The sequence below is a fragment of the uncultured Gemella sp. genome (assembly GCF_963519265.1).
Taxonomy (GTDB): Bacteria; Bacillota; Bacilli; order Staphylococcales; family Gemellaceae; genus Gemella.
Map to the genome: position 1 here is coordinate 1 of NZ_CAUQNQ010000017.1, position 23134 is coordinate 23134.

20 protein-coding genes are annotated in these 23134 nt (G+C 31.2%); 2 read left to right on the top strand and 18 right to left on the bottom strand.

Annotation, left to right across the window (positions count from 1 at the left end; genetic code table 11):
* Positions 1-183 precede the first annotated feature (183 nt).
* The 11 genes from mtnN to RWN11_RS03355 all read right to left on the bottom strand — a co-directional run bounded on the left by mtnN (position 184) and on the right by RWN11_RS03355 (position 14575).
* Positions 184-867, bottom strand: coding sequence for a 5'-methylthioadenosine/S-adenosylhomocysteine nucleosidase (gene mtnN / locus RWN11_RS03305; RefSeq protein WP_314160372.1), 684 nt, complete (start codon positions 865-867; stop codon positions 184-186).
* A gap of 4 nt (positions 868-871) precedes the next feature.
* A complete protein-coding gene (greA, locus tag RWN11_RS03310; protein WP_314160373.1) occupies positions 872-1360 on the bottom strand; it encodes a transcription elongation factor GreA in 489 nt (162 codons plus the stop codon).
* 48 nt (positions 1361-1408) lie between these two features.
* Entirely contained in the window at positions 1409-2035 is a 627-nt protein-coding gene (gene udk, locus RWN11_RS03315; protein ID WP_314160374.1) for a uridine kinase, read from the bottom strand.
* On the bottom strand, positions 2035-3306 hold the full coding sequence (locus RWN11_RS03320; protein ID WP_003146785.1) for a U32 family peptidase: 1272 nt from the start codon (positions 3304-3306) through the stop codon (positions 2035-2037). The genes udk and RWN11_RS03320 overlap by 1 nt, the downstream gene beginning before the upstream one ends.
* Positions 3307-3402: 96 nt before the next feature.
* Complete coding sequence (locus RWN11_RS03325; protein WP_314160375.1) at positions 3403-4329, bottom strand: peptidase U32 family protein; 927 nt, start codon at positions 4327-4329, stop codon at positions 3403-3405.
* Positions 4330-4377: 48 nt separating this feature from the next.
* Positions 4378-5025 (bottom strand): O-methyltransferase, encoded by a 648-nt coding sequence (locus RWN11_RS03330; protein WP_314160376.1) that lies wholly within the window; start codon positions 5023-5025, stop codon positions 4378-4380.
* A gap of 277 nt (positions 5026-5302) precedes the next feature.
* The gene (gene pta / locus RWN11_RS03335) at positions 5303-6283 is read right to left on the bottom strand and encodes a phosphate acetyltransferase (protein WP_314160377.1); all 981 of its coding nucleotides are present in this window, start codon (positions 6281-6283) and stop codon (positions 5303-5305) included.
* A gap of 12 nt (positions 6284-6295) precedes the next feature.
* Complete coding sequence (locus tag RWN11_RS03340; RefSeq protein WP_314160378.1) at positions 6296-6463, bottom strand: DNA-directed RNA polymerase subunit beta; 168 nt, start codon at positions 6461-6463, stop codon at positions 6296-6298.
* Positions 6464-6472: 9 nt separating this feature from the next.
* Positions 6473-7744, bottom strand: a complete 1272-nt coding sequence (murA, locus tag RWN11_RS03345) for a UDP-N-acetylglucosamine 1-carboxyvinyltransferase (protein ID WP_314160379.1) — start codon at positions 7742-7744, stop codon at positions 6473-6475.
* Between the two features lie 315 nt (positions 7745-8059).
* Positions 8060-12409, bottom strand: a complete 4350-nt coding sequence (locus tag RWN11_RS03350) for a PolC-type DNA polymerase III (protein WP_314160380.1) — start codon at positions 12407-12409, stop codon at positions 8060-8062.
* A gap of 465 nt (positions 12410-12874) precedes the next feature.
* Positions 12875-14575 carry a proline--tRNA ligase gene (locus RWN11_RS03355; RefSeq protein ID WP_314160381.1) on the bottom strand — a complete coding sequence of 567 codons (1701 nt, stop codon included), beginning with the start codon at positions 14573-14575 and terminating at the stop codon, positions 12875-12877.
* 188 nt (positions 14576-14763) lie between these two features.
* Between RWN11_RS03355 and recU the strand changes: the two genes are divergently transcribed.
* Together recU and RWN11_RS03365 are read left to right on the top strand one after the other, a co-directional pair.
* Positions 14764-15339, top strand: coding sequence for a Holliday junction resolvase RecU (gene recU, locus RWN11_RS03360; protein ID WP_314160382.1), 576 nt, complete (start codon positions 14764-14766; stop codon positions 15337-15339).
* A gap of 6 nt (positions 15340-15345) precedes the next feature.
* Complete coding sequence (locus RWN11_RS03365) at positions 15346-17514, top strand: transglycosylase domain-containing protein (RefSeq protein ID WP_314160383.1); 2169 nt, start codon at positions 15346-15348, stop codon at positions 17512-17514.
* Between the two features lie 43 nt (positions 17515-17557).
* On the opposite strand, the gene RWN11_RS03370 is transcribed toward RWN11_RS03365, so the two are convergent.
* From RWN11_RS03370 to RWN11_RS03400, 7 genes are all read right to left on the bottom strand, one after another.
* Positions 17558-18226 (bottom strand): acylneuraminate cytidylyltransferase family protein, encoded by a 669-nt coding sequence (locus tag RWN11_RS03370; protein ID WP_314160384.1) that lies wholly within the window; start codon positions 18224-18226, stop codon positions 17558-17560.
* Positions 18227-18372: 146 nt separating this feature from the next.
* Complete coding sequence (locus RWN11_RS03375; protein ID WP_314160385.1) at positions 18373-19656, bottom strand: iron reductase; 1284 nt, start codon at positions 19654-19656, stop codon at positions 18373-18375.
* Complete coding sequence (locus RWN11_RS03380; RefSeq protein WP_314160386.1) at positions 19640-20428, bottom strand: FAD:protein FMN transferase; 789 nt, start codon at positions 20426-20428, stop codon at positions 19640-19642. Before RWN11_RS03380 ends, RWN11_RS03375 begins: the two co-directional genes overlap by 17 nt.
* Before the next feature lies 1 nt (position 20429).
* A complete protein-coding gene (locus RWN11_RS03385) occupies positions 20430-20915 on the bottom strand; it encodes an FMN-binding protein (protein WP_314160387.1) in 486 nt (161 codons plus the stop codon).
* Positions 20916-21110: 195 nt separating this feature from the next.
* The gene (locus RWN11_RS03390; RefSeq protein WP_314160388.1) at positions 21111-22394 is read right to left on the bottom strand and encodes an MFS transporter; all 1284 of its coding nucleotides are present in this window, start codon (positions 22392-22394) and stop codon (positions 21111-21113) included.
* 176 nt (positions 22395-22570) lie between these two features.
* Complete coding sequence (locus RWN11_RS03395) at positions 22571-22939, bottom strand: DUF956 family protein (protein WP_314160389.1); 369 nt, start codon at positions 22937-22939, stop codon at positions 22571-22573.
* An 82-nt stretch (positions 22940-23021) separates the two neighbouring features.
* Positions 23022-23134, bottom strand: a 113-nt coding sequence (locus RWN11_RS03400) for a PTS system mannose/fructose/sorbose family transporter subunit IID (protein ID WP_314160390.1), incomplete at its 5' end; no start/stop codon positions are given.

The window sequence follows — 23134 nt, forward strand, 5'->3', positions numbered from 1 at the left end:
TTTCATTTTTCTTTTCCTTAAATAATATTTATCTACTTTATCTTAACATTTTATAGCACATTTTTCAATACAATTAATTATTTAAAATTCTAACTATAAACTGTTTAATTAGGTAAAACTCTATAAATAAATATTACAGCAAAGAAAAGTATTAGCTTTCCTTTGCTGATTTAATAATTAATTTTATAGTTTTTTTATTAACTCTGTAGTTAATATAGATGAGTTTACTGCAGCTATCTGCAAGAATTCATCAAAAGTAACTCGCGTACCTTCTTCTGCCTTATCACTTACGCTACGGCAAACTATAAATTTTGTTCCAAATTGATAACAAGTTTGAGCAATCGCTGCTGCTTCCATCTCTACTACTTGCATATTAGGAAAATTTTTCAATATTCCTTTTTTCAACTCTTTATTAGAGATAAATGAATCTGATGTTCCAACTAAACCTAAGTGAATATTATGCTCTGGTAAACTTATCTCCGAAGCTAATTCTTGTAGTTTTTCATCACTCTTATATGCTGCTGGCATTTGTGGTACTTGACCAATTTCATAGCCAAACTCTGTCGCATCAACATCAAAATGTCTTACTTCTGTTGCAACAATCATGTCACCAATTTCCATATCACCTTGTAAAGCTCCACATGTACCTATATTAATCACATATTCAGGTTTATAATGGTCTAATAATAGAGTTGTAGCAATAGCAGCATTCACTTTACCTGGTAAACTTAACATAAGAACAATATCACGCCCTTCATATTTACCTTCATAAAATGTTACATGTGCTATTTTTTTTTCTTGCAAATCTTCAATTTTTTCTTTAATTATAGCCACTTCTTCTGGCATTGCACCAATTAACGCTATCATAATATTATTCTACCGCTAAAATTTTAATATCCATTGAATCTTCTGGACCTGTTGGTAATGAAACTTTCACTACATCTCCAACTTCTTTTCCTAATAAAGCTTGTGCTACAGGAGATTCATTCGAAATCTTATATTCAAACGGATTAGCTTCTGCACTACCTACAATTTTATATTTTTCCGTTAAACCGTCTGGTAATTCTTGGTAAGTTACCGTGTTACCAAGACGAATTGAAGTCGATTTTTCATCTAATTCAATAATAACAGCATAACGAATCATTTGTTCCATTTCTAAAATTTTACGTTCGATATGACCTTGCTCATCTTTTGCTGCATCATATTCAGAGTTCTCAGATAAGTCCCCGAAACTACGTGCAATTTTAATTTTTTCAATTACTTCTGGACGTTTTACTTTTTTATAATGTTCTAATTCTTCAACAAGTTTGTCATAACCTTCTTGGGTCATTTGATATTCTAATTTTTCTTCTAAAGCCATTGTGGTACTCCTTTTTTTAGTCTACTCTATATTATATCGTTTTTTTCATTATTTTGCTAGTAGCGATTTAATTTTTGTTATTAAAATGTCAATCGCTATATCATTATATCCGCCATCAGGAACAATAATATCAGCATATTGCTTAGTTGGTTTAATATATTTTTCATGCATTGGTCTAACTGACACTAAATACTGATTAATTACTGATTCTACAGTTCTTCCACGCTCATTAATATCACGTAGTAGTCTTCTTAAAATACGTAAATCACTTGGTGTATCAACAAAAATTTTAATATCCATTAATTCACGTAGTTTTTCTGAATAAAGACCAAACATACCTTCGATAATAATTACATCCTTAGGTTCTTGATGTTTTTGTTCTTTACTTCGAGTATGATTTACATAATCATAAACAGGAAGTTCAACAGCTTTCCCATCGATTAACTCTAATAAATGATTATAAAGTAGCTCATTATCAAAAGCACTTGGATGATCGTAATTCGTCTTAACTCTCTCATCCATCGTCATATGACTTTGATCTTTATAATAATAGTCTTGCTCGATTAAAGCCACTTTATCTTGAGTTAACTCGTCTATAATTCTTTTTGTAACGGTCGTTTTACCACTACCGCTTCCTCCAACAATACCGATAATTTTTGGTTTATCTGTAGCCATTAGCGTCCCATTTCCTTTCGCATCATATTGCTTTTAAATACTCTAGAGTCTAATTTTGTTCTAATAATTTGAAGTGGATGTCTTGCTGCATCTAGTAATTCACCATCTTCATCATAAATTTCTCCGATAACTTGTCTAAATGTATCGATCTCTGGTCCGAAAAATTCAACTTCTTGACCTGTTTTAAAGAAATTACGTTGTTGAATTGTTGCAATTTGAGTTTCCTCATCATAGTGAAGAACCTGCCCAACGAAGTCATAGTTTGTTTTCTTACCTCCTTCGTTTCCAAACATTTGTTCAGAATACTTAGGAATCTCATAGAAGAATGACATAGCTGTATCACGGTTAGCACATTTATATAATTCTAATTTATATTCTGGTGTCATCTCAAAATTATCTGGATCTGCACAATAATCATCAATTAGTTTTCTATACACACTTGCAACTGTTGCTACATAGTGAATAGATTTCATACGACCTTCAACTTTTAACGAATCAATACCTAATTCAATAATCTCTGGTACTGCCTCAATTAAAGTTAAATCTTTTGGACTCATTGCATAAGGATTTGCACCTTCATCGAATAACTTAGTATCTTCATCAGTTCCTTCTTCATAAAGGTCATAATTCCAACGGCATGATTGACAGCAACCTCCACGGTTACTATCACGGGCTGTCATGTAGTTACTTAATGTACAACGCCCAGAATATGCTATACACATTGCGCCGTGAACAAACATCTCAATCTCAACATCTGTTTTTTCACGAATTTCTTTAATTTCTTCATATCCTGTTTCACGAGCTAATACTACACGATGTACTCCTTCACTTTCCCAATATCTAACTTCCTTATAGTTTGAGATAGATTGTTGCGTACTGATGTGTACCTCTACTTTTGGTGCTACAGCTTTACATCTTTCAATAATATATGGATCCGCTACGATAATTCCTCTTACTCCTGCATCTTGAAGTGCCATTAAGAATTCATCTAATCCTTCAAAGTTCTCATCATGGGCAATAATGTTCGCTGTAACATAAATATCCGCTCCGTATTTTGCTGCAAATTCACAACCTTCTTTAATCTCTTCAATTGTGAAGTTGTCCGCATTACTACGAAGTCCAAACTCCTGTCCTCCTAAAAACACAGCATCTGCTCCGTAATGAATAGCTATTTTTAATTTTTCTAAATTCCCTGCTGGAAGCAGTAATTCTGGTTTTTTCGTTATTACTCTCTTACCGTCTCTAATTTCTGAAATATTTGGTATCGCCATAAGTTAAGGTCACATTCAAGTATGACCCATCCTCCTTGTCTTTTTTATTAGGTTTTATTTAGGAAACCTTGTCCTTTTATAAAATTCAAGAATATACTAGTACATAGTTTTCTTATAGAAGAACCCTAAGTCTACTTCTCTATATTTTGGTTTAATTCTTTCTATATCGTTATAGAAATCTTGTTTTTCATCTTCGTACGCTTCTTTATCTTCATAATAAAGATCAATAGCATCACGATAAATAGTTACAACCTCTGTGATGTAATCTTCATCTTTTAAAACACCTTCAATCTTAAATGCAGTTACCCCTGCTTCGATTAGACGATCTAATTCTTCTATCGCACAGATATCATTTGCACTCATGATGTGTGTCCCATTTGAATCCTCAAAAATTGGATAACGTTCATTTCTATCTTGACTGTATAGGAATAGTTTCTTAGAATTACTATATTCTTCAATGTACTTCTCTTTATCACTATACATAAAATAGTTATCCACCAATTTCCTTACAGATTGGAACATACAAAGCATTCCCTGAACTTGTACTTCAATCTCATATTCGCTTTTTCCAGTAATTTCAAGAATTTCATCAATAGTTAATTCTTTTGATAGACACGTTCTATATGCTCCACGTTTCCCCCAATAATTACATGAGAAAGAGTTCGTAGCTAACGTATGTGGATCCCATTGAAGTTTAAAATCAAGATTTTCTTCTCTTAAAATTGTTATAATTGTTGGTTCTCCATATATTAGAGCATCTACATTTAATGCTGATAAATAATGTAAATAATCAACTAGGTCATCAATATGCTCATTATGGAATATTGCATTTACACTAACATATGCTTTTTTCCCTGCTTGATGAATAATCTCAATAGCTTTTTTTAATTCGTCTCTCTTAAACTCACCAGCAAGACGTAATCCATATTTTTCTTCACCAATAACGAAACTATCAGCTCCTACATTTATCAGTTCATAAATATGATCAATACTTTTCGGTGTTACAACTAACTCTACTGTCATTTTTTATCCTCTCTTAATAAAATATACTAACTTCACAGTTCTATAATTTTATTTTCTTGTTGTTATAGTTATTCCATCTCCAATTGGTAATATTACACTCTCATAATTTTCATGTTTTAATAACCATTCATTGTAATTATTAATTTTTCTAGAAAGTTGTTTTAAATCTCTACTGTGTTTAATAATACTTGGATCGGCAACCATTCCTTTGAATAGCACATTATCCGTAATAACTACGACATCTTCAGCAAAATATGGTTCATATAATTCAAAAAACTTTCTACTTTGACTCTTAGCACCATCGATGAATACTACATCGTATGGGGCGTTTGTCACTACTTCATCTTGAAGTTCTAAAGCATCTGCATGAAGTAATGTTATTTTATCAGTAAGATTTCTCTTTTCTATGTTGTTTTTTGCTTGGTTATACATCTTATCATCACGCTCAATAGTTGTGACATTACATCCTATTTTTTCAGCTAATTTAATAGATGTATATCCAATTGCCGTTCCTATTTCTAATAAATTCTTAGCTTTCTTTACTTTAAGCATTTGAATTAAAAATCTTATCCCAATCTTATCTATAATCGGTACTCTATTCTCTTCAGCATATTTTTCCAATTCTAAATAAAATTCATCAAAATCTTCTAACAAATCTATAACATATAAATCATCTTTTGATTCTATCGCAACCATGTTTACCTCCATATTTATACATCATATTATGATACCATAAAAGTTGGTATAAATGCAATTATAAAGACTAATACACATAAAATATTAAAATATAAACAACACTATTATATATACACATTATACAATTATATTTTAGTAACCATAAAAATTATATAATTTATCAATTAATTACAGTTTACTTGAAATACTATCATGATTTTTTATAAATACTCTTTAAATTTAATTAAAAATACTAAAAAAGAGATTAACCGAAGTTAATCTCTTTATAATTATAATACTATTTTTCTAAAGCTTGAACAGCTGTAATTAATGAAAGTTTGTATACATCTTCTGCATTACATCCACGAGATAGGTCGTTTACAGGAGCATTTAAACCTTGTAAGATTGGTCCTACAGCTTCAAATCCACCTAGACGTTGTGCAATTTTATACCCAATATTTCCTGCTTCTAAGCTTGGGAATACAAATACATTAGCATCCCCTTGTACTTTTGAATTAGGAGCTTTTAATTTAGCAACTGAAGGTACAACCGCAGCATCGAATTGTAATTCACCTTCTACCGCTAATTCAGGTGCATTTTCTTTAACTAATTTAGTAGCTTCTGCTACTTTTGTAGTATCTTCTGTAACGGCTGAACCTAAAGTAGAGAAACTTAACATTGCTACTTTTGGATCAACGTTAAAGCTTTTAGCTGTTCTTGCACTTTCAATTGCGATTTCAGCAAGCCCTTCTGCATCTAATGTTGGATTAATCGCGCAGTCAGCAAATACATAACGTTTGTCTTCTTTACTCATGATGAATGCACCACTTGTACGTTTTGTACCTGGTTTAGTTTTAATAATTTGTAATGCTGGACGAACAGTATCTCCAGTAGAGTGAATTGCTCCAGATACTAATCCTTCAACTTCTCCAGTATATACTAACATAGTTCCGAAGTAGTTAACATCTTTTAATAATTCACGAGCTTTTTCTTCAGTTACTTTTCCTGCACGACGCTCTACAAACTTAGCAACTAATTCTTCTAATTTTTCGTAGTTTTCGTGATCAATAACTTCTAGGTTAGAAGCATCTAAAGATAATCCTTTAGCAATTTCTTCTACTCTTTCTCTTTTCCCAACTAACACAGGTTTAACATAACTAGTAGCACCTAATTTAACAGCCGCTTCTAATACACGCTCATCATATGCTTCTGGAAGTACGATACGTACATTTTTCCCTTCTAATTTTTGTTGAAGTTCTACAAATAAATCATTTGCCATCTTCATTTCCTCCTAATTGTATATAATATCTTTAATATGTGTTATCGGCTTTAAACTTAAAGCATCGAATAAACTTCCCTTACCCAAAATTGTATAGCCTAATAATAATCCGATATAAAATATAATTATCATTAGGGCTATATTTCGCAAATACCTTACCAATTTATCACTTGATTTCATAATAAATTCCTACTCATCTATTCTTTGAATATCTGCACCTAGTTTTCTCATTTTTTCTTCTATATCAACATATCCTCTATCAATATGGTAAACATTGATAACTTTAGTAGTTCCAGTCGCCATTAATCCTGCAATAACTAGTGCTGCCCCAGAACGTAAATCTGTGGCTTTTACTGTAGTTCCTTCTAAATGAGGTAATCCCTCTATTAGTGAACTCCTACCTTCTATTCTAATTTTTGCATTCATTCTTCGTAATTCTTCAACATGCATGAATCTATTCTCGAAAACAGTCTCAGTAATTGTACTTGTACCATTAGCTAATAATGTTAATACACACATAATAGACTGCATATCTGTTAAGAATCCTGGATGAGGTAAAGTCTTAACATCTACAGGTCTTAAACTTTCTAGTTTATTACTTACACGCATAGAAGTTTCATCAACTACCTCAACTTTAACTCCCATTTCACGCATTTTACTAACTAGCGCTATATTATCTTTATAAGGTGCACCTTTAACTAGTACGTCCCCTTTAGTTGCTGCTGCTGCGATCATATATGTAGCAGCCTCTACTCGGTCAGGCATCACTGTATACTCAGTACCAACTAGTTTATCTACACCTTCAATAACTAAAACAGAAGTACCTTTTCCTTCTATCTTAGCTCCCATCTTAATTAAGAAGTTAATCATATCTTCAATTTCTGGTTCTTGAGCCGCATTAACAATAGTAGTTTTTCCTTTTGCTAAACAGCTTGCCATAATTACATTTTGAGTTCCACCTACACTAGGGAAATCAAAGAAAATTGTTGTTCCTTCTAATTCTTTTTCTGCCCTTGCTTCTACAAAACCAGCATCTTGAATAATCGTAGCTCCTAAGGCTTCAAAACCTTTTAAGTGTTGATCGATAGGTCTACTTCCTATTGAACATCCTCCAGGCATCGCTACTTTTGCACTTCCTTCACGTGCTAACATTGGTCCTAATACTAAAAATGAAGCACGCATTTTACTAACAAACTCAAACGAAGCCTCTGTTAATAATGGTTTTCTTGCATCCATTTCTAAAGTATTTTCTTCTGGTTTATAATCTACCGTTACCCCTAGACTTTCAAATAATAATGATATTGTTTTAATATCTGATAACTTAGGAACGTTATAAAATTTACTTGTACCCTCTGTTGCTAATAGACCCGCAGCTAAAATTGGTAAAGCTGCATTCTTCGCACCAGAAACTTGTACTTCTCCTATTAAAGGCGTTCCACCTTTAACGATTATCTTTTCCAAGTTGTTTCCTCCATCTCTATATTTACATTTTATATCACATATAATACTACCACAAATTAAAAAATAAATAAAGTTCGAATAAATATTTTTAATATTTATTTTATTAAGAAAGTATGCCTTTTCCATCGTTACACTGTAAATTTAATTCTAATTAAATTTTAAATATTATTATTTTATTTATTAATTATTCGTATTTTTGTCACTAGATGCTAAATTTATTCTGAAAAAATTAAAATAAATTTCTTTTAAAAATATATAGTAATCATGCAGAATAATTTATATTGTAACTCAATTTTCAATGAATACCCCTATCAGTTACAATTCATCAAAGAATGACAGTTGTGCTTTTTCAGGAAGACCTTTTAATGTCCCCATTTCTCTCAAGTATTCTACTACCGTAGATGAAACACTTCCTCGTTTTGAAAAATCTTCAATTGATAAAAAGGCCTTTTCTTCTCTCGCTTGAACAATTTTATTCGCCACGTTATCCCCAAGCCCAGGAACAATCGAGAACGGTGGGATTAACGTTTTCCCTTCAATTATGTAGTCATGACTTGCTGATTTTTCTAAATCAACTTTCGAGAATGTAAATCCTCTTTCCATCATCTCATTAGCAATTTCATAACTTACAAGAGCATCTTTATCTTTATTAGATAATTCATTTTTATCTGTAGTTTTTATTTCTTTTATTTTCGCTTTTAACGTTTCTGCTCCCTTAACAACTGTAATAATGTCAAAGTCACTAGCTCTGACAGAATAATAGGCACAGTAGTATGTTAATGGTTGATGCACTTTAAACCAAGCAATTCGAAGCGCCATAAGTACATATGCACATGCGTGAGCTTTAGGGAACATATATTTGATTTTTTTACATGAATCAATATACCATTCTGGTACATTATTATCAACCATAGCTTTTTCAAAGTCTTCCGTTAATCCTTTACCTTTCCTTACACTTTCCATTATTTTGAAAGATAAGCCTTCTTCTAATCCAGCATGAATTAAATATACCATAATGTCATCACGACATCCAATTACGTCTTTAAGTTCACAAGTACCATTTTTGATTAATTCTTGTGCATTACCTAACCAAACGTCCGTCCCGTGAGACAATCCAGATATCTGAACTAATTCTGAGTATGTAGTTGGTTTGGTATCATCTAACATTTGAATAACAAAGTTCGTTCCAAATTCAGGAATACCAAATGTCCCACTAGCTGAATCTACTTGATCTCTTGTAACACCTAGTGCCTCAACTGTTGAGAAAATACCCATTACTTCAGGATCTGATACATCTATAGTTTTAGGATCAATGCCAGATAAATCTTGTAACTTTCTAATCATAGTCGGATCATCGTGTCCAAGTATATCGAATTTCAAAATATTATCATGAATAGAGTGGAAATCGAAGTGAGTTGTTCGCCATGGACTCGTTTCATCATCAGCTGGAAATTGATATGGAGTAAAGTCAAAAATATCCATATCATTAGGGACTACTAGTATTCCTCCTGGGTGTTGACCAGTAGTTCTCTTAGAACCTTCACATCCCGCTGCAATACGTTCAATATCTATACTTCTTTTCTCTATTTCATTTTTCTCATAATAATCTCTAGTAAATGAATAAGCTGTCTTCTCAGCCACCGTCGAAATAGTTCCAGCACGATATACGTAATCTTCACCAAAAATTTCTTTCGTGAAATTGTGAGCTGTTGCTTGATATTCACCCGAAAAGTTTAAATCTATATCAGGTACTTTATCTCCGTTAAACCCTAAGAATGTTTCGAAAGGAATATCTTGCCCATCTTTTGTCATTTTCACATCGCAATGTGGACAGTTTTTATTCGGAAGGTCAAACCCTGATGCGTATTCAGCATTCAAGAAGAATTCACTATGTTTACATTTCGGACAAACATAATGTGGGGCTAGTGGATTAACCTCTGTGATTTCCATCATCGTAGCTACAAGTGATGAACCAACTGATCCCCTTGAACCTACTAGGTATCCATCATCTAGTGATTTTTTTACAAGTTTATGTGAAATTAAATAAACCACACTAAATCCATTACCGATAATAGATGCAAGTTCCTTCTCTAATCTTTTTTCCACTATTTCCGGTAGCTCTTCACCATAAATCTTATGAGCCATATCATAACTTAAATTACGTACCTCATCAGCTGCCCCTTCAATATTCGGTGTATACAGCTTATCTTTTAACGGCACAACTAATTCAATCATATCATTAATTTTATGCGTATTATCAATAACTAATTCTTCTCTTAATTGTTCATCAAGATAAGAGAATTCTTTCAACATTTCTTCGGTTGTAAGGAATGTAGCCATCGGTTTTAAATCACGCGCACCAGGGTTGCTTTTCACTGTTAATCTCAATATTTGACGATAAACATGTTGATATTCATCTAAATAATAACAATCTCCTGTTGCTACAACAATTTTTTCTTTTTTCTTAGCTAATTGAATTAATTTTTTCAGAATTTTTTCCAATTCAGCATTATCCGCTATTCTTTCATTTCTTATAAAATTAGCATAATGATGTTTGGGTTGAATCTCAATATAATCGTAAAAATCAATTATATCCTCAACCTTAGCTTCTTTTGAATTTAGCAATTCTTCAAATACTTCATTATCACCATTACCACTACCAATTAATAAATCTTCACGATATTGTTCTAATAAACTACGTGGAATCGTAGGTTTAGCAGAGTTCAAATACTTAGTACAACTATATGAAACTAATCTGAATAAATCTTTAAGCCCTTTAGCATTCTTAACTAAAATCGAACAAGGGAATGTTCTTGAGCGTTTATGTGCAAGTTCTAAGTCAATTTTTTCATCAATTTCGTTATGATATTCAATTCCTAACTCATATAATTGATCCAACATTTTTACAAAGATTTCTGCCGTAGCTTTAGTATCGTAAATCGCTCTGTGGTGTTGAACTAAACGAACTTTGTATAGTTTAGCTAAATTGCTAAGACCGTGTCTTTTCGCTTCTTTATTTTCAGCACGAGAGACAAATAATGTATCTATACTAGCGTTATTTTTATTTTTTAAACCTAGTCGTTCAAAACAAGTATCTAGAAATCCAAGATCAAACTTCGCATTGTGGGCTACTAATATATCATCTTCATCTATCCAATTATAAAAGTTAGTCATTACTTCTTTTTCTAACGGGGCATCCTTAACATCATCATTAGTAATACTAGTTAATCTTGTAATAAGTTCTGAAATTGGTCTTTGCGGATTAATATAACTTTCAAAGCTGTCTATTTCAGCTCCATTTTTCACCTTAACCGCAGCAATCTCGATTAATCTATCACGTTCTGCTGAAAGACCAGTAGTTTCAACGTCAAATACAACATATGTAGCATCTTTTAATTTAAGTTCTTTCGGATTTGTCGTAGCAGTAATACTGTCATCCATGATAAAGCCATTTAACCCATAGATTGGTTTAATATCCTTACCTTTTGAACTCAAACAAATTTCTGGATATGCTTGAACTCCATAAGTATCAGTGAAAGCAATAGCTTCGTGTCCCCAATCCATAGCCCTAGCTATATATTCTTTTGCAGAAGAAATACCCTCAAGCTGACTCATCTTCGTATGAGTATTCAACTCTATTCGTTTACGTCCATTATAATTGTCCTTCTTCTCTTCTTTATGAGCAACCTCAATAGACTTAGGCTCGATGATTGTATCTCTTAAGTACGGATCATTACTTACAGCTCCATGAATCTTAAGCCATTGACCTTTCTTTATTCCTTTTACTAAGTCAATTAATTCATTCTTACGTTTATTTTGAAATTTTAAATTAGGATTATTACCAAATAATCTTAGTATTATAGAATCACTATAATCTGTGAGTTTTAAACGATATTGACTTGAACCATTTCTATGAATAATCTCTTCAGTACCAAAAACCTGAGCCATTATAGTTACATCTCCAGCATAACCAACAACATCTTTGATTTCTACGATGTCCTCATCGCGAATTTCTTGCCCATATCGAGTTCCACCGCCGCCTCCAAAGGCAACAAATTTCCTTTCAGGTTCTTTTGGTTTTCGTTCTGCTTCTTTTTTCTCTATTTCCTCTAACTTAACGATTTCCTGGGAAATTTTTTCTTCTTGACTCTCTAATACCGCTTCAACATCAGTTTTAGAAAAGTCAGGAATAATGTCTTTAATTGCAATACCTAAATTTCCATAACTACTTATTATTTGTTGTTTTCGTTCATTAATAAAGTTATTCCAAATAGATGGAGCCATTATTTTCATAGTTAAAACACTATTGTTAACTTCAACCTCACTAAATAAAATACTCTCCATTAAAACTTGAGAAATCTCTGAGAAGTTTTCTAATATTATATATTTCCAAAATTCTTTTATTTGCTCATCCGTGATTTCAGCACTTACCTTCAAACGATAATTAACAATATAATCACCTAAGAAATTCTCTCGTAATTTCTGAATAAGTAATGTTAATTCTTCTACTGAAGGCAAACTTTCTCCACTAAAATTAAACGTCCAAACCTTATTCTTATTATCTTTTTCTATATTATCTAAAGAATAATTTTCAAATTTTGAATTGGATAACTGTTCTTCTAATTCTAATGTTTTAACTAATAAAGAAAAATGTTTATTACTCATGATTCCTCCTACTTCTCCTATAACTTTCAGGGATTTAACTATTTTTAAATAAGCTATATCTAGATTCTACTTATAAAAAACTAAAGATTAACTCCCTCAACAACTTTTACTACTAAACATAAAAAATCCATTCGGGGCTGACCCAAAAGTCCTAAAATTTAACAAAGTTCATATGATACCTCATAGACGCAGTGGTTTATTGATATCTAAATTCGCTTTATAAAAGCTTTTTAGATATCTAATAAACTTTGCGGGGGTGACTCGACAAAATCTTGTTTCTTCGAAATCACGATTTTCAAGTCACTCCCGAATTCATTTTTACCAATCATTTTTATACTACTTTAAATTTAAAAAGTATCATAACTCTTAATTAAATTATACTAAAAATACCAACTAAAAACAAATGGTTATTTTCTTAACAACTATTTATTTTTAATTGGCATTCTTTAATTCATATTATATTTATTATTTATAAAATGCTTCTACTTTAGCTAGTACATCGGCTACTTGCGTATCAACTTTTTCTAAAGTTTGTCTTTCTTTAACTTCTACGATTCCTTCACCGGCTTTCTTCCCAACAACTACTTGTAATGGGATACCAATAAGGTCAGCATCGTTAAATTTAACACCAGCGCGTTCTGCTCTATCATCGTAAAGAACTTCATATCCTGCTGCTGTTAATTGAGCATATAACTCATCGCTAAGTTTAACTTGATCTTCTTTCTTAACATCAACACATACTAGGTGGACTTGGTATGGTGCTACTTCTTTTGGCCAAATGATACCTTTTTCATCATTATGTTGTTCGATAATCGCTGAAATACAACGAGTTACTCCAATACCATAACATCCCATGTAGAAGTGGTTTGCACGACCATTAGCATCTAAGTATGTAACATCCATAGCTTCTGAATATCCTTTACCAAGTTCGAATACTTGTCCAACCTCGATACCTTTAGCAAATTTAACTGGTCCTGATAAGTCTTCTGCTAAATCACCTTCTTCAATCATACGAAGGTCATAGTGAGCATCGATTTCATAATCGTCTGGGTTTACGTTGATGTAGTGGAATCCTTTTTTGTTAGCTCCACAGCTGTGGTTATACATATATTTAATAGCATTATCACCAATTACTTTACAATTTTTAATACCAAATGGTCCCATGTAACCTGCTACACTTCCCATGACTTCTTCGATTTCTTGTTCTGTTGCCATCTCAACTTCAGAAGTTCCTGTAGCTTTCATGAACTTAATATCGTTAAGTTGATCATTACCGCGCATAAGAACTAAGTAAAACTCCCCATCAGCTTTTAAAGCTAATGCTTTCATGGCACGATTAACTTCTACACCACAAAATGCTGCAATATCATCAATTGATTGTTGATTTGGAGTTTCTAATAAACTACGTTCTTTTTTCTCAAAACCTGTAGGCATAGTGTAGTTTTGTTCAACTACTGCTGCAGTTTCGATATTTGCTGAGTAATCACTCTCTTCAGTATACACAATTGTATCTTCCCCTACTTCAGCTAATGCTTGGAATTCATGAGTATAGCTTCCACCAATATTACCAGAATCAGCTTGTACTGCACGATACTTAAGTTCAAATCTATCAAAGATATTACTATATGCTTGATAATAATCTTTATATGTTTCTCTTAATGATTCTGGTGAATCATGGAATGAGTATGCATCTTTCATTATGAACTCTTTACAACGTAATAATCCTAAACGTGGACGAATTTCATCACGGAATTTAGTTTGGATTTGATATAAGTTCATAGGTAATTGTTTATATGATGTAACCATATTATTAACTGTTTGACTGATTATTTCTTCTGCTGTTGGACTTAGGGCATATCCTGCATTTTTTCTGTCAGTTACACGAATAAGCTCGTCTCCCATCTTGTTCCAACGACCAGATTTTTTCCAATATTCATCTGATTGTAAAATAGGCATTAAAAGTTCTGCAGCTCCAATTTTACTATGTTCTTCTCTAATTACTTTTTCAATTTTTTGAATTACACGAGTAGCCAAAGGAAGGTAAGTATAAACTCCTGCAGATACCTGCTTCACCATCCCCGCTTTAATAAGCAACTTATGACTAATTGCTTCTGCAGAGGACGGTACTTCTCTTGTTGTCGGAATAAATGTTTTTGATTGTCTCACAACAATACCACCTCTCATATTTAAAATTTTCTATATCATTATACCATAAATTATAATGTTTTTTTCAAAAAAAATATTTTTTTATAAAATTAACATTTCTAAAATTAAATCAATTTTCGACTATTTGTATTTCAAATTTTACTCAGAATATAGTATAATAAATAAGATAATTATTTATGGAGGGATATATGTTTAATTATCCTAATAAAAAAAGTAATTTTATTCAAAAAACAAAATATTCAAATCGTGGTATGGAACTCGAAGAAGATATTAACTTTGCGAATAAGTATTACTTAAATAATGACATTGCAGTTATTCATAAAAAACCTATTCCTATTCAAATAGTAGAAGTGAATTATCCTAATAGAGCGAGTGCTATGATTACTAAAGCATTCTACAAAACTCCGTCTACTACCGATTATAACGGACTTTGGAATGGGAGATATATTGATTTTGAAGCCAAAGAAACCAATTCAGCTACTTCATTTTCTTTGAATAATATTCATGAACATCAAATAAAGCATATGCAAAAAATTTTAAATCATGGTGGCATAACTTTTATTATCGTTAGGTTTAAAAAAATCGATAAAACATTTTTGCTACCTTTTAAACATTTTACATTCTTTTACGAACGTGCTCAAAATGGAGGAAGAAAATCAATAAAACTCAGTGAATTCGAGGAAACTGCATTTGAATTATCATTTAACTATAAAATAAGATTAGACTATTTAACTATTATAAAAAATAATGAAAGTGAGTTTTAGCAACAGATGAAATCTTTATTCAAATACATTAGTTCCATCTTTTTCACAATCTGCTTAGTATTATTCTTTGTTGTTTTAATGCTATTCGCTCGTGAATTAAAAGATGTACCAGATATTACTCAAGCTAATTTACAAGATCCATTATCATCAGAAATTTATGATAAGAATCTTAACTTAATAGCTACGGTTGGAGCTGAAAAAAGGGAATATGTATCTATAAATGATATTCCAAAAAATATTACAGATGCTGTTCTTACTACAGAAGATTCAAGGTTCCAATCTCATATAGGTATCGATCCTATTCGTCTTATAAAAGCCGTACTTGTGAATATTCGTTCTAATTCTGCACAACAAGGTGCAAGTACAATTACACAACAAGTGGTAAAAAATTCATTACTGACATCTGATAAATCACTACAAAGAAAAATTCAAGAAGCTTATCTGTCTCTTAAATTAGAAAATAGATACTCTAAAGATGATATATTAGAGATGTACATGAATAAAATTTACTATTCTGATGGACAATACGGAGTTAAAACTGCGGCTAAATATTTTTATAATAAAGAATTAGATCAATTGACCCTATCTCAGGTTGCGCTTTTAACTGGAATACCTCAACAACCAATCTTGTATAATCCTTATGATTATCCAAAACAAGCAAAAGAGCGTCGAGATACAGTATTATACGCACTTCTTAATAATGATAAAATTACAGAAGCAGAGTATAATGATGCTATTAACACACCAATTACGGATGGGATAGTTAAAAAAACAAAAGAAGAACGTGCAAACCAACATACTTACAATCCTAAGTTCGCTGCTTACATAGATCAAATTACGAAAGAATTGAAAGAAAATCAAAACTTTGAAAATATTAAAGATCCTCTTTCTATGGGATTAAAAATATACACTAACTTAAATCCAGAACTTCAAATATATGTTCAAGATATGTTAGATAATCAAAGTTCTCCTATGAAGCCTCACGCCTCTCAAGCTGCTATTTCTGTTCTAGATACTAAAACAGGACTTATTGAAGCAATCGGTGGTGGGAAAAATTATAAAGCAGGTGGCTATAACTTTGCTGTTGATGCCCGTGTTCAACCTGGTTCATCTATTAAACCTTTAATTGACTATGCTCCAGGTATCGAATACTATGGATGGGATTCGCAAACAACATTCTCAGATACACCTTATCAAATTGCAGGAACTAATTTCTTTATCCAAAACTGGGATAGACTTTACCATGGAACAGTTTCTATGAGTAGAGCATTATCTTGGTCTTATAATACTCCTGCTGTGCGTGCCTTTGAAACAGTTGGTTATGAAAGAGCTAAACACTTTGCTGAAAAACTTGATATTCCAGTAACAAAAGATGAACCAACTACTGCAATTGGAGGAAACGTCGATGGCGTATCTACTCTACAAATGGCTGGTGCCTTTGCCTCATTTGGTAATAAAGGATACTTTAATAAACCTTCTACAATAGTTAAAGTCTTTAATGCAACTGGTAAAGAATTACCTAATATAAAAGCAGAACCTATTAAAGCAATGTCTGAGGAAACTGCATACTTAATGACTAACGTACTAAAAGGAGTACTTACTAGTAATGGTCTTGCACCTAATGGAAAAGTTGCTAATTTTGATATGGCAGGAAAATCTGGATCTAGTACCTTCGATGACACCGCATATTACAACTATGGAATTGATGTAGTTAATTCTACAAAAGATAGCTGGATGATAGGTTATACCACTGACTATACTGTTGCAGTTTGGCAAGGAGCTGATGTACTCGATTCAGCTGCTAAAGCTTTATCTTATGATCAAGCAAAAACAACCCAAGTTATAATGGCAAATGTTATGAAGAAAGCTTCAGATAATAAAGTTCCTGCAGCATTTGAAAAACCAGCAGGAATCGAGTCGAAAAATGGAGTTGAATACGCTAAAGAAAGAAATAAAGAAACAGACTATATGTATGCTGGTAGTGATCGTGATGCTGTTTATCAAGCAGCACTTGCACAAAAACAACGTGAAAATCGTTCTGCATTAACATCAGTATTTAATTCATTAACGAACTCTACAACAAATAGAACTAATCAAAATCAAACAACTAGTAGAAATGCTACTAATAACACCACTAATACTAATAGACTTACTAATCAAAATACACGGCGTTAAAATAAAAAAGAATCGCGATGCTTTATTTCGTGATTCTTTTTTATTATATATATTTCATGTACAAACTTTCACAGATTTTAAAATCTAATTCGTCGTCTATATCATAGCTATATATTTTTTCCATTTCATATACTTTAGTTCTATTAGTATAAAATGTCTTATCCCTTAAATATTTATTTTTAGTTGACATCCATATTGCTCCATTAGGATATATGTACTCTGGTTCGTCCTGTCTTCTGTAATTACCTCCATGGCAAGATGGTTTTAAGTATCCTAACTCCTTGTTCATTATTAAACTCTTACTGATTTTTAACTTAGAAAAGGATACTAGATGATTACAATTTTTAAATAACTCAAAAGCTTCTAATATATGATCTACTTTTCTTAGTGGTGATGTCACCTGTAAATTCATAAAAATAAAATTTTCCTTAACATCTTTAAATAGAAATTCCAGAGTTTCGTAAGTTGTAGAAGAATCAAGCGATACTTCTTTTTCTCGTTTAATGTATTTACAGCTTTTACCATATTCTCCTTTACACAAATTAAGATATTCTTCTGAGTCAGATGATATCCATATTTCATCAAATTCTTTACTATCTATTGCTACATCAATCGTATAAAAACATAATGGTCTCCCACAGAATAACTTTATATTTTTATCAACTAAGCCTTTTGAATCTTTTCGTATCAAAATAATTGCAACTTTTTTCAAAGTAATCCTCCTCTCCTTACTATTTTTCTTTTTTATATCATATCATTATAATTTATCTAATACAATAATCTAAATATTAAAAACTATCTTCATCCTCTAAAAAAAGATTGTAATACATCTTTTCGTATTACAATCCTTTAAATCATCTAAAAGTTAAATCCTTCATAGAATATTCTATTTTTCTTTATCCCCTTTTCTTTCAGCATTTTCTCATATGCTATATTCATCACCATTGGTCCTGCAATTATATAATTATACTCTTCACCAATCGGTAAATATTTGTCTAATTGCTCTGTTGTAAATCTTCCATTTTGAGAATATGATTTAAAATTACTTCTCTCATTCCATAACTCGAATTTTTCTTGATATAATAATTTCATATCTTTTTTTACAGTATATAAAAATGTAATATCTCTATCATCAAATTTATCTGCTAATCCAAGTAAAGGAACAACTCCAATTCCTCCACCAATAAGAACAAACTTTTCATTCTTACCTGACTTTTCAATCATTGAACTCAACACACCATATCCTCTAGTTAGATTAACTTTTTCTCCAATCTCTAAATTAGAAAGATTTTTTGTAAAATCACCTACACCTTTAATTGACATCTGAACATAGCCATCTCGCTCTGGTATATTCAATATAGAAAATGGATGTGGCTCCTTCATTCCCTTTACATTAGGGAATGAAATAAATGCAAAATCACCCGCTTCTATTTTTCTTAAAACTGATTTACTAGTAGTAATTGTTAATTCCATAATATTTTCATCTACCTTACTAACATTTTTTAAAAGCCCAATTTGCACATTTAAATACTTATTATATGCATAGTGTCCATAAGCTCCGAATGCAATTACAGTATATAAAATAACTAAAATAATGAATGAAACTATACTTCTTATATATGGAATCAAAAGAACATGTGAGAAAGCTAATAATGCAGCTACTAGATTAAGTCTATGTATCCACATAGATAACTCATGTTTAAAGATTTTTTCTAACATTTGTTTAATTTTCATTAAGATGCTTATTCTTGAAGTTAACCAACCTGCCATAAAAACAAGTGAATATATGATTACCGCCATAAAAATATACATTGCCCATTCACCTGTTAAAGAGATAAGCCCCGATGATTTCAACAATTGATCATGTAAGTACATAAAGATTACAGCAAAAATTGCAGTTACTCCATGGATTATATACATATCCGGTAATCCTATTATTCTATCTAACCATTTTGGTTGGGTTGATAAGAATATTGCTGATAGCATCCATGAATAAGCAAATACCCCTAAATTAATTGCTAGTACTCTACTTCCAAAGACCTCCGGCAAACCATTTCCTAATGTTACTATTAATGGTAACGGTATTGTTAACAATACTATTAACCAAATCATATTAAATATAAATCTATGATCTCTTAACATCCGTTATTTTTCCCTCCTCAAAAACTCTTTTTATACCCTCTTTTGTTAACAAAATCCCTGTTAACAATTTATTTTCTACTATTTCACTCCAAATTTTCTCGTTAGCAACTACTCCTGCAGTAGCCAGTACATCAACATCTGATAGATATGTTCCAACTACCGTGACTTGAACATGATTAATATCATTATCACTTTTAATATGTTGGCCTTTTTTACTAAGCCCCGAAGTTGCCACAGCTCCATTTTTTATACTATACTTAGCAATTATTTTCTCCTTGTCTTCAGGATTCTCTATCCCGATTTCCCAAGAAAAATTACTATCAAGTCTAGTACCAACTTGTATATCTCCGGCACCATTAATAGCTCCTGCTTCTATTATGTTATTATCAATAAGCGGCTTTATATATTTCATAAAGGCATTTTCTATTGCCCAACCCTTCACAAATCCTGTTGGATTATATTTTCCATTAAAAAATGGATCAAATAAACCTTGAGTTTCTTTTTTAGCGATTATAGACCTGCTATAGACTTCTTGATATTCTATATCAAAAAAATCATCTTGTAATTCTTCACCTAAGTCAGTATGCCTACTGACCAAACTTTCTGATAAGAACGGTGAAAATTTCTCTTCCACGTTTTGTAAATATTTATCAATCTCATAAACAATTTGATTCAACGCGTCTATTAAAATTTCATCAAAACTATCCCTAACAAAGGCTATTGTGAACGGCATGTTCATTCTTTTCAATACATAGGTCTTAAACTTAAACATTTTATTTTGCCTTATTTAATGCATCTTGTAAAGAACCTTTAAATCCTTCGAATGTTTCAGATGCTCCAGATACTAATGCAATATCACTACTTTGAGCAACTATTGCTTCCTCAACATACTTTGGAAGTGCTGTTTTATTAATACTTTGTGAAAATTCCTCATTTGGTTGAAGCAAGACATTTACATTGGCTATTTTTCCACCTTGAATGTCTACACTAACTTGGAAATTCCCTACGTTTGTTTTTGTTACTCCCCCTGTGTACGTACCATCTTTATATGTGACATTCTCTTTTCCTAAAGAAGACGTAGTATTAGTACTTGTACTTTTTGTTTTTTTACTTTCTTTTTGTGCTTCTTGTTTTGTATTTTGAGGTGTAGAGTTTGTCGTTAAACTTTGCGTACTAGGCTTTACAAAAGTATAATATCCTGCTGTTAGTGCCGATGCTCCTACAACTCCAATTAATGCTGTTTTTTTTATTTTACTCATATTTTCTCTCCTTTTTCTTTTACTTTTAAGGATAATATATCATATTTTTAATACACAACCTACTATTTTGCATTTCTAGTATTGTATAAAGTTTACTTAAAATCAAATTAATATACCCACTCAAATTATTTTACATAGGAGATTATCATAACAAAAAAATCTTTAGAAATATATGCTACCTCTAAAGATTTTTAATTATTTTTTTGGTCTTGTTTCAGGGAATGTGAATACAAAAATAATATACATTACACTTCCTAATAAATAGAATATTATTGAAGAATTATATCCCATATGATTCAAGACTAGACTCCACGTAAAATTAAATAATGTGTAAATTGCATATCCAAAAGCCCAGAAAATTCCAAACATTATCGTTAATCTTTGAGAATTCATATTTGGTAATTCATATGGAAGATTTAAATATACTGGATATTGTGAATACATGAAAAATCCTGATAAACTAAACATAACATAAGATAACACAACATTAGTAGAAACAAAAGCTAATCCTAATGCCATGAATCCAATCATTAATACTCCATGAGCGATTAAAAAAGGTTTCCTTCTAAAATTTAATTTTCTAGTGATTATTAAACTAAATAAAGTTCCAATTATTCCTCCAAGAGTTACAGTTAATATCATAAACTCTGGTTTAAAACTTGTATTATGGGCATGTTCTGCTACAACTCTAGGAAGCGACACTAACGGCATAACATATAAAAATAAGAAACCACCAAATCCAAGTGAAAATACATAAATAAATTTATCTTTAAATCCATCGGCATAAGTATATTTCTTAACTTCTTCTTCATGCAATGTTTCTTTTGATTCAATCAACAACTTATAAACAAAATAGTTAGGATGTTTCCAAGTAATTGTTGGTTCAAAATCATGAGAAAAAATTAACCAACAGATAAATAGAATTATACTGAAAATACTAAATCCTATCATAGTATAACGCCAGTCATCCACAAAATGTTCTTTAAATAATAAGAATAAGATAGCTACTAATGCAGCTCCAACATTATATGCAGCGGTGATAATTGCACTAGTCATTATTTTCTTATCATTCGGTATAAATTTAGCCACAAATGAGTTTATAAACACAATTATCATTGATCCCCCAAATGCCATAATCATTCTAGAAAATGTATATAACCAATAATTATGAGTAAATATTGCGAAAAATGAAAAACATAAACAAAATAGTGATAAAATCGCAGCTTTCCTTGGATGTAATTTAATTAATATAAAAGCAGCAAGTAAATTAGCTATGATTCTTGCTATAGTTATAGTATAGTTTACAACTTCCGATATTATTGGAGAAACCTTTTCTCCATTAAAATAGTGATCTGTTATTTGTTTTGACAAGTTCGATCCCGCCACCCAGTTAGTAGCAAATACTACATATGCAGTAATTAGGATAGCAAACATAATAATTCCTTGCTTTCGCGTTGGAGAATTTGCTGATAATTCCATCTTCTTACCTCTTCTTTAAAAATTTTAATTGATACAATAACTTACTGTTATAATACTGATTTTTATTTTCAACTATAGTTTAATATAAAAATCATGAAAATGCAAGAAAAATATGATGTTTGCAATGCGTTTTCATGAAAATATTTTTAAAATTAAAAAAGACTAATATCAAAGTATTAATCTTTTTTTCTAAATAAATTTTTTAATGATAACACTGGCTTATTCCTTACTATCTTGTCATTTCCAATGAATTCTCTCATTTCTTTTAAGCATTTTCCAGAATTTTTTACAATAAAATTAAAACTCCCTGCTCTTTTTGTATCAATAAAAAATCCTCTAATATATTTATCTCTAAAAAACATTTGAGCTCTAACTCTATCTATTTCTGTCCATGGTATCTGAATATAATCTTCTAGATTTCTATGATTATAAAATTCAAAAGCCTTATCTCCTACCATAACATCTCCATGCTTATTTCCAATTGAACCAGTAAGGCAATTAGCTTTAGTTGTGTATACCACCTTACTATTCATAGACATTACCATTTCCTCTCACCTCCTATAGATTTTCCATAGTTAATTTTAAAAAGGAAGTTGAGACCATTTTGACTCAACTTCCTAAACTTTATTACATTACACCAGCTACGTGAGCAATTACACCTAAAGCAAATAATCCGAAGATTATCACTACTGGGCTTACTTTACGTTTTAATAACCACATACAAACGAATGTTAATAATA

What these genes read in the sequence shown, in the direction of transcription:
- mtnN (WP_314160372.1), bottom strand. Translation starts at nt 867, where the DNA reads ATGATAGCGTTAATTGGTGCAATGCCAGAAGAAGTGGCTATAATTAAA.
- greA (WP_314160373.1), bottom strand. Translation starts at nt 1,360, where the DNA reads ATGGCTTTAGAAGAAAAATTAGAATATCAAATGACCCAAGAAGGTTAT.
- udk (WP_314160374.1), bottom strand. Translation starts at nt 2,035, where the DNA reads ATGGCTACAGATAAACCAAAAATTATCGGTATTGTTGGAGGAAGCGGT.
- RWN11_RS03320 (WP_003146785.1), bottom strand. Translation starts at nt 3,306, where the DNA reads ATGGCGATACCAAATATTTCAGAAATTAGAGACGGTAAGAGAGTAATA.
- RWN11_RS03325 (WP_314160375.1), bottom strand. Translation starts at nt 4,329, where the DNA reads ATGACAGTAGAGTTAGTTGTAACACCGAAAAGTATTGATCATATTTAT.
- RWN11_RS03330 (WP_314160376.1), bottom strand. Translation starts at nt 5,025, where the DNA reads ATGGTTGCGATAGAATCAAAAGATGATTTATATGTTATAGATTTGTTA.
- pta (WP_314160377.1), bottom strand. Translation starts at nt 6,283, where the DNA reads ATGGCAAATGATTTATTTGTAGAACTTCAACAAAAATTAGAAGGGAAA.
- RWN11_RS03340 (WP_314160378.1), bottom strand. Translation starts at nt 6,463, where the DNA reads ATGAAATCAAGTGATAAATTGGTAAGGTATTTGCGAAATATAGCCCTA.
- RWN11_RS03350 (WP_314160380.1), bottom strand. Translation starts at nt 12,409, where the DNA reads ATGAGTAATAAACATTTTTCTTTATTAGTTAAAACATTAGAATTAGAA.
- recU (WP_314160382.1), top strand. Translation starts at nt 14,764, where the DNA reads ATGTTTAATTATCCTAATAAAAAAAGTAATTTTATTCAAAAAACAAAA.
- RWN11_RS03365 (WP_314160383.1), top strand. Translation starts at nt 15,346, where the DNA reads ATGAAATCTTTATTCAAATACATTAGTTCCATCTTTTTCACAATCTGC.
- RWN11_RS03375 (WP_314160385.1), bottom strand. Translation starts at nt 19,656, where the DNA reads ATGTTAAGAGATCATAGATTTATATTTAATATGATTTGGTTAATAGTA.
- RWN11_RS03380 (WP_314160386.1), bottom strand. Translation starts at nt 20,428, where the DNA reads ATGTTTAAGTTTAAGACCTATGTATTGAAAAGAATGAACATGCCGTTC.
- RWN11_RS03385 (WP_314160387.1), bottom strand. Translation starts at nt 20,915, where the DNA reads ATGAGTAAAATAAAAAAAACAGCATTAATTGGAGTTGTAGGAGCATCG.
- RWN11_RS03390 (WP_314160388.1), bottom strand. Translation starts at nt 22,394, where the DNA reads ATGGAATTATCAGCAAATTCTCCAACGCGAAAGCAAGGAATTATTATG.
- RWN11_RS03395 (WP_314160389.1), bottom strand. Translation starts at nt 22,939, where the DNA reads ATGGTAATGTCTATGAATAGTAAGGTGGTATACACAACTAAAGCTAAT.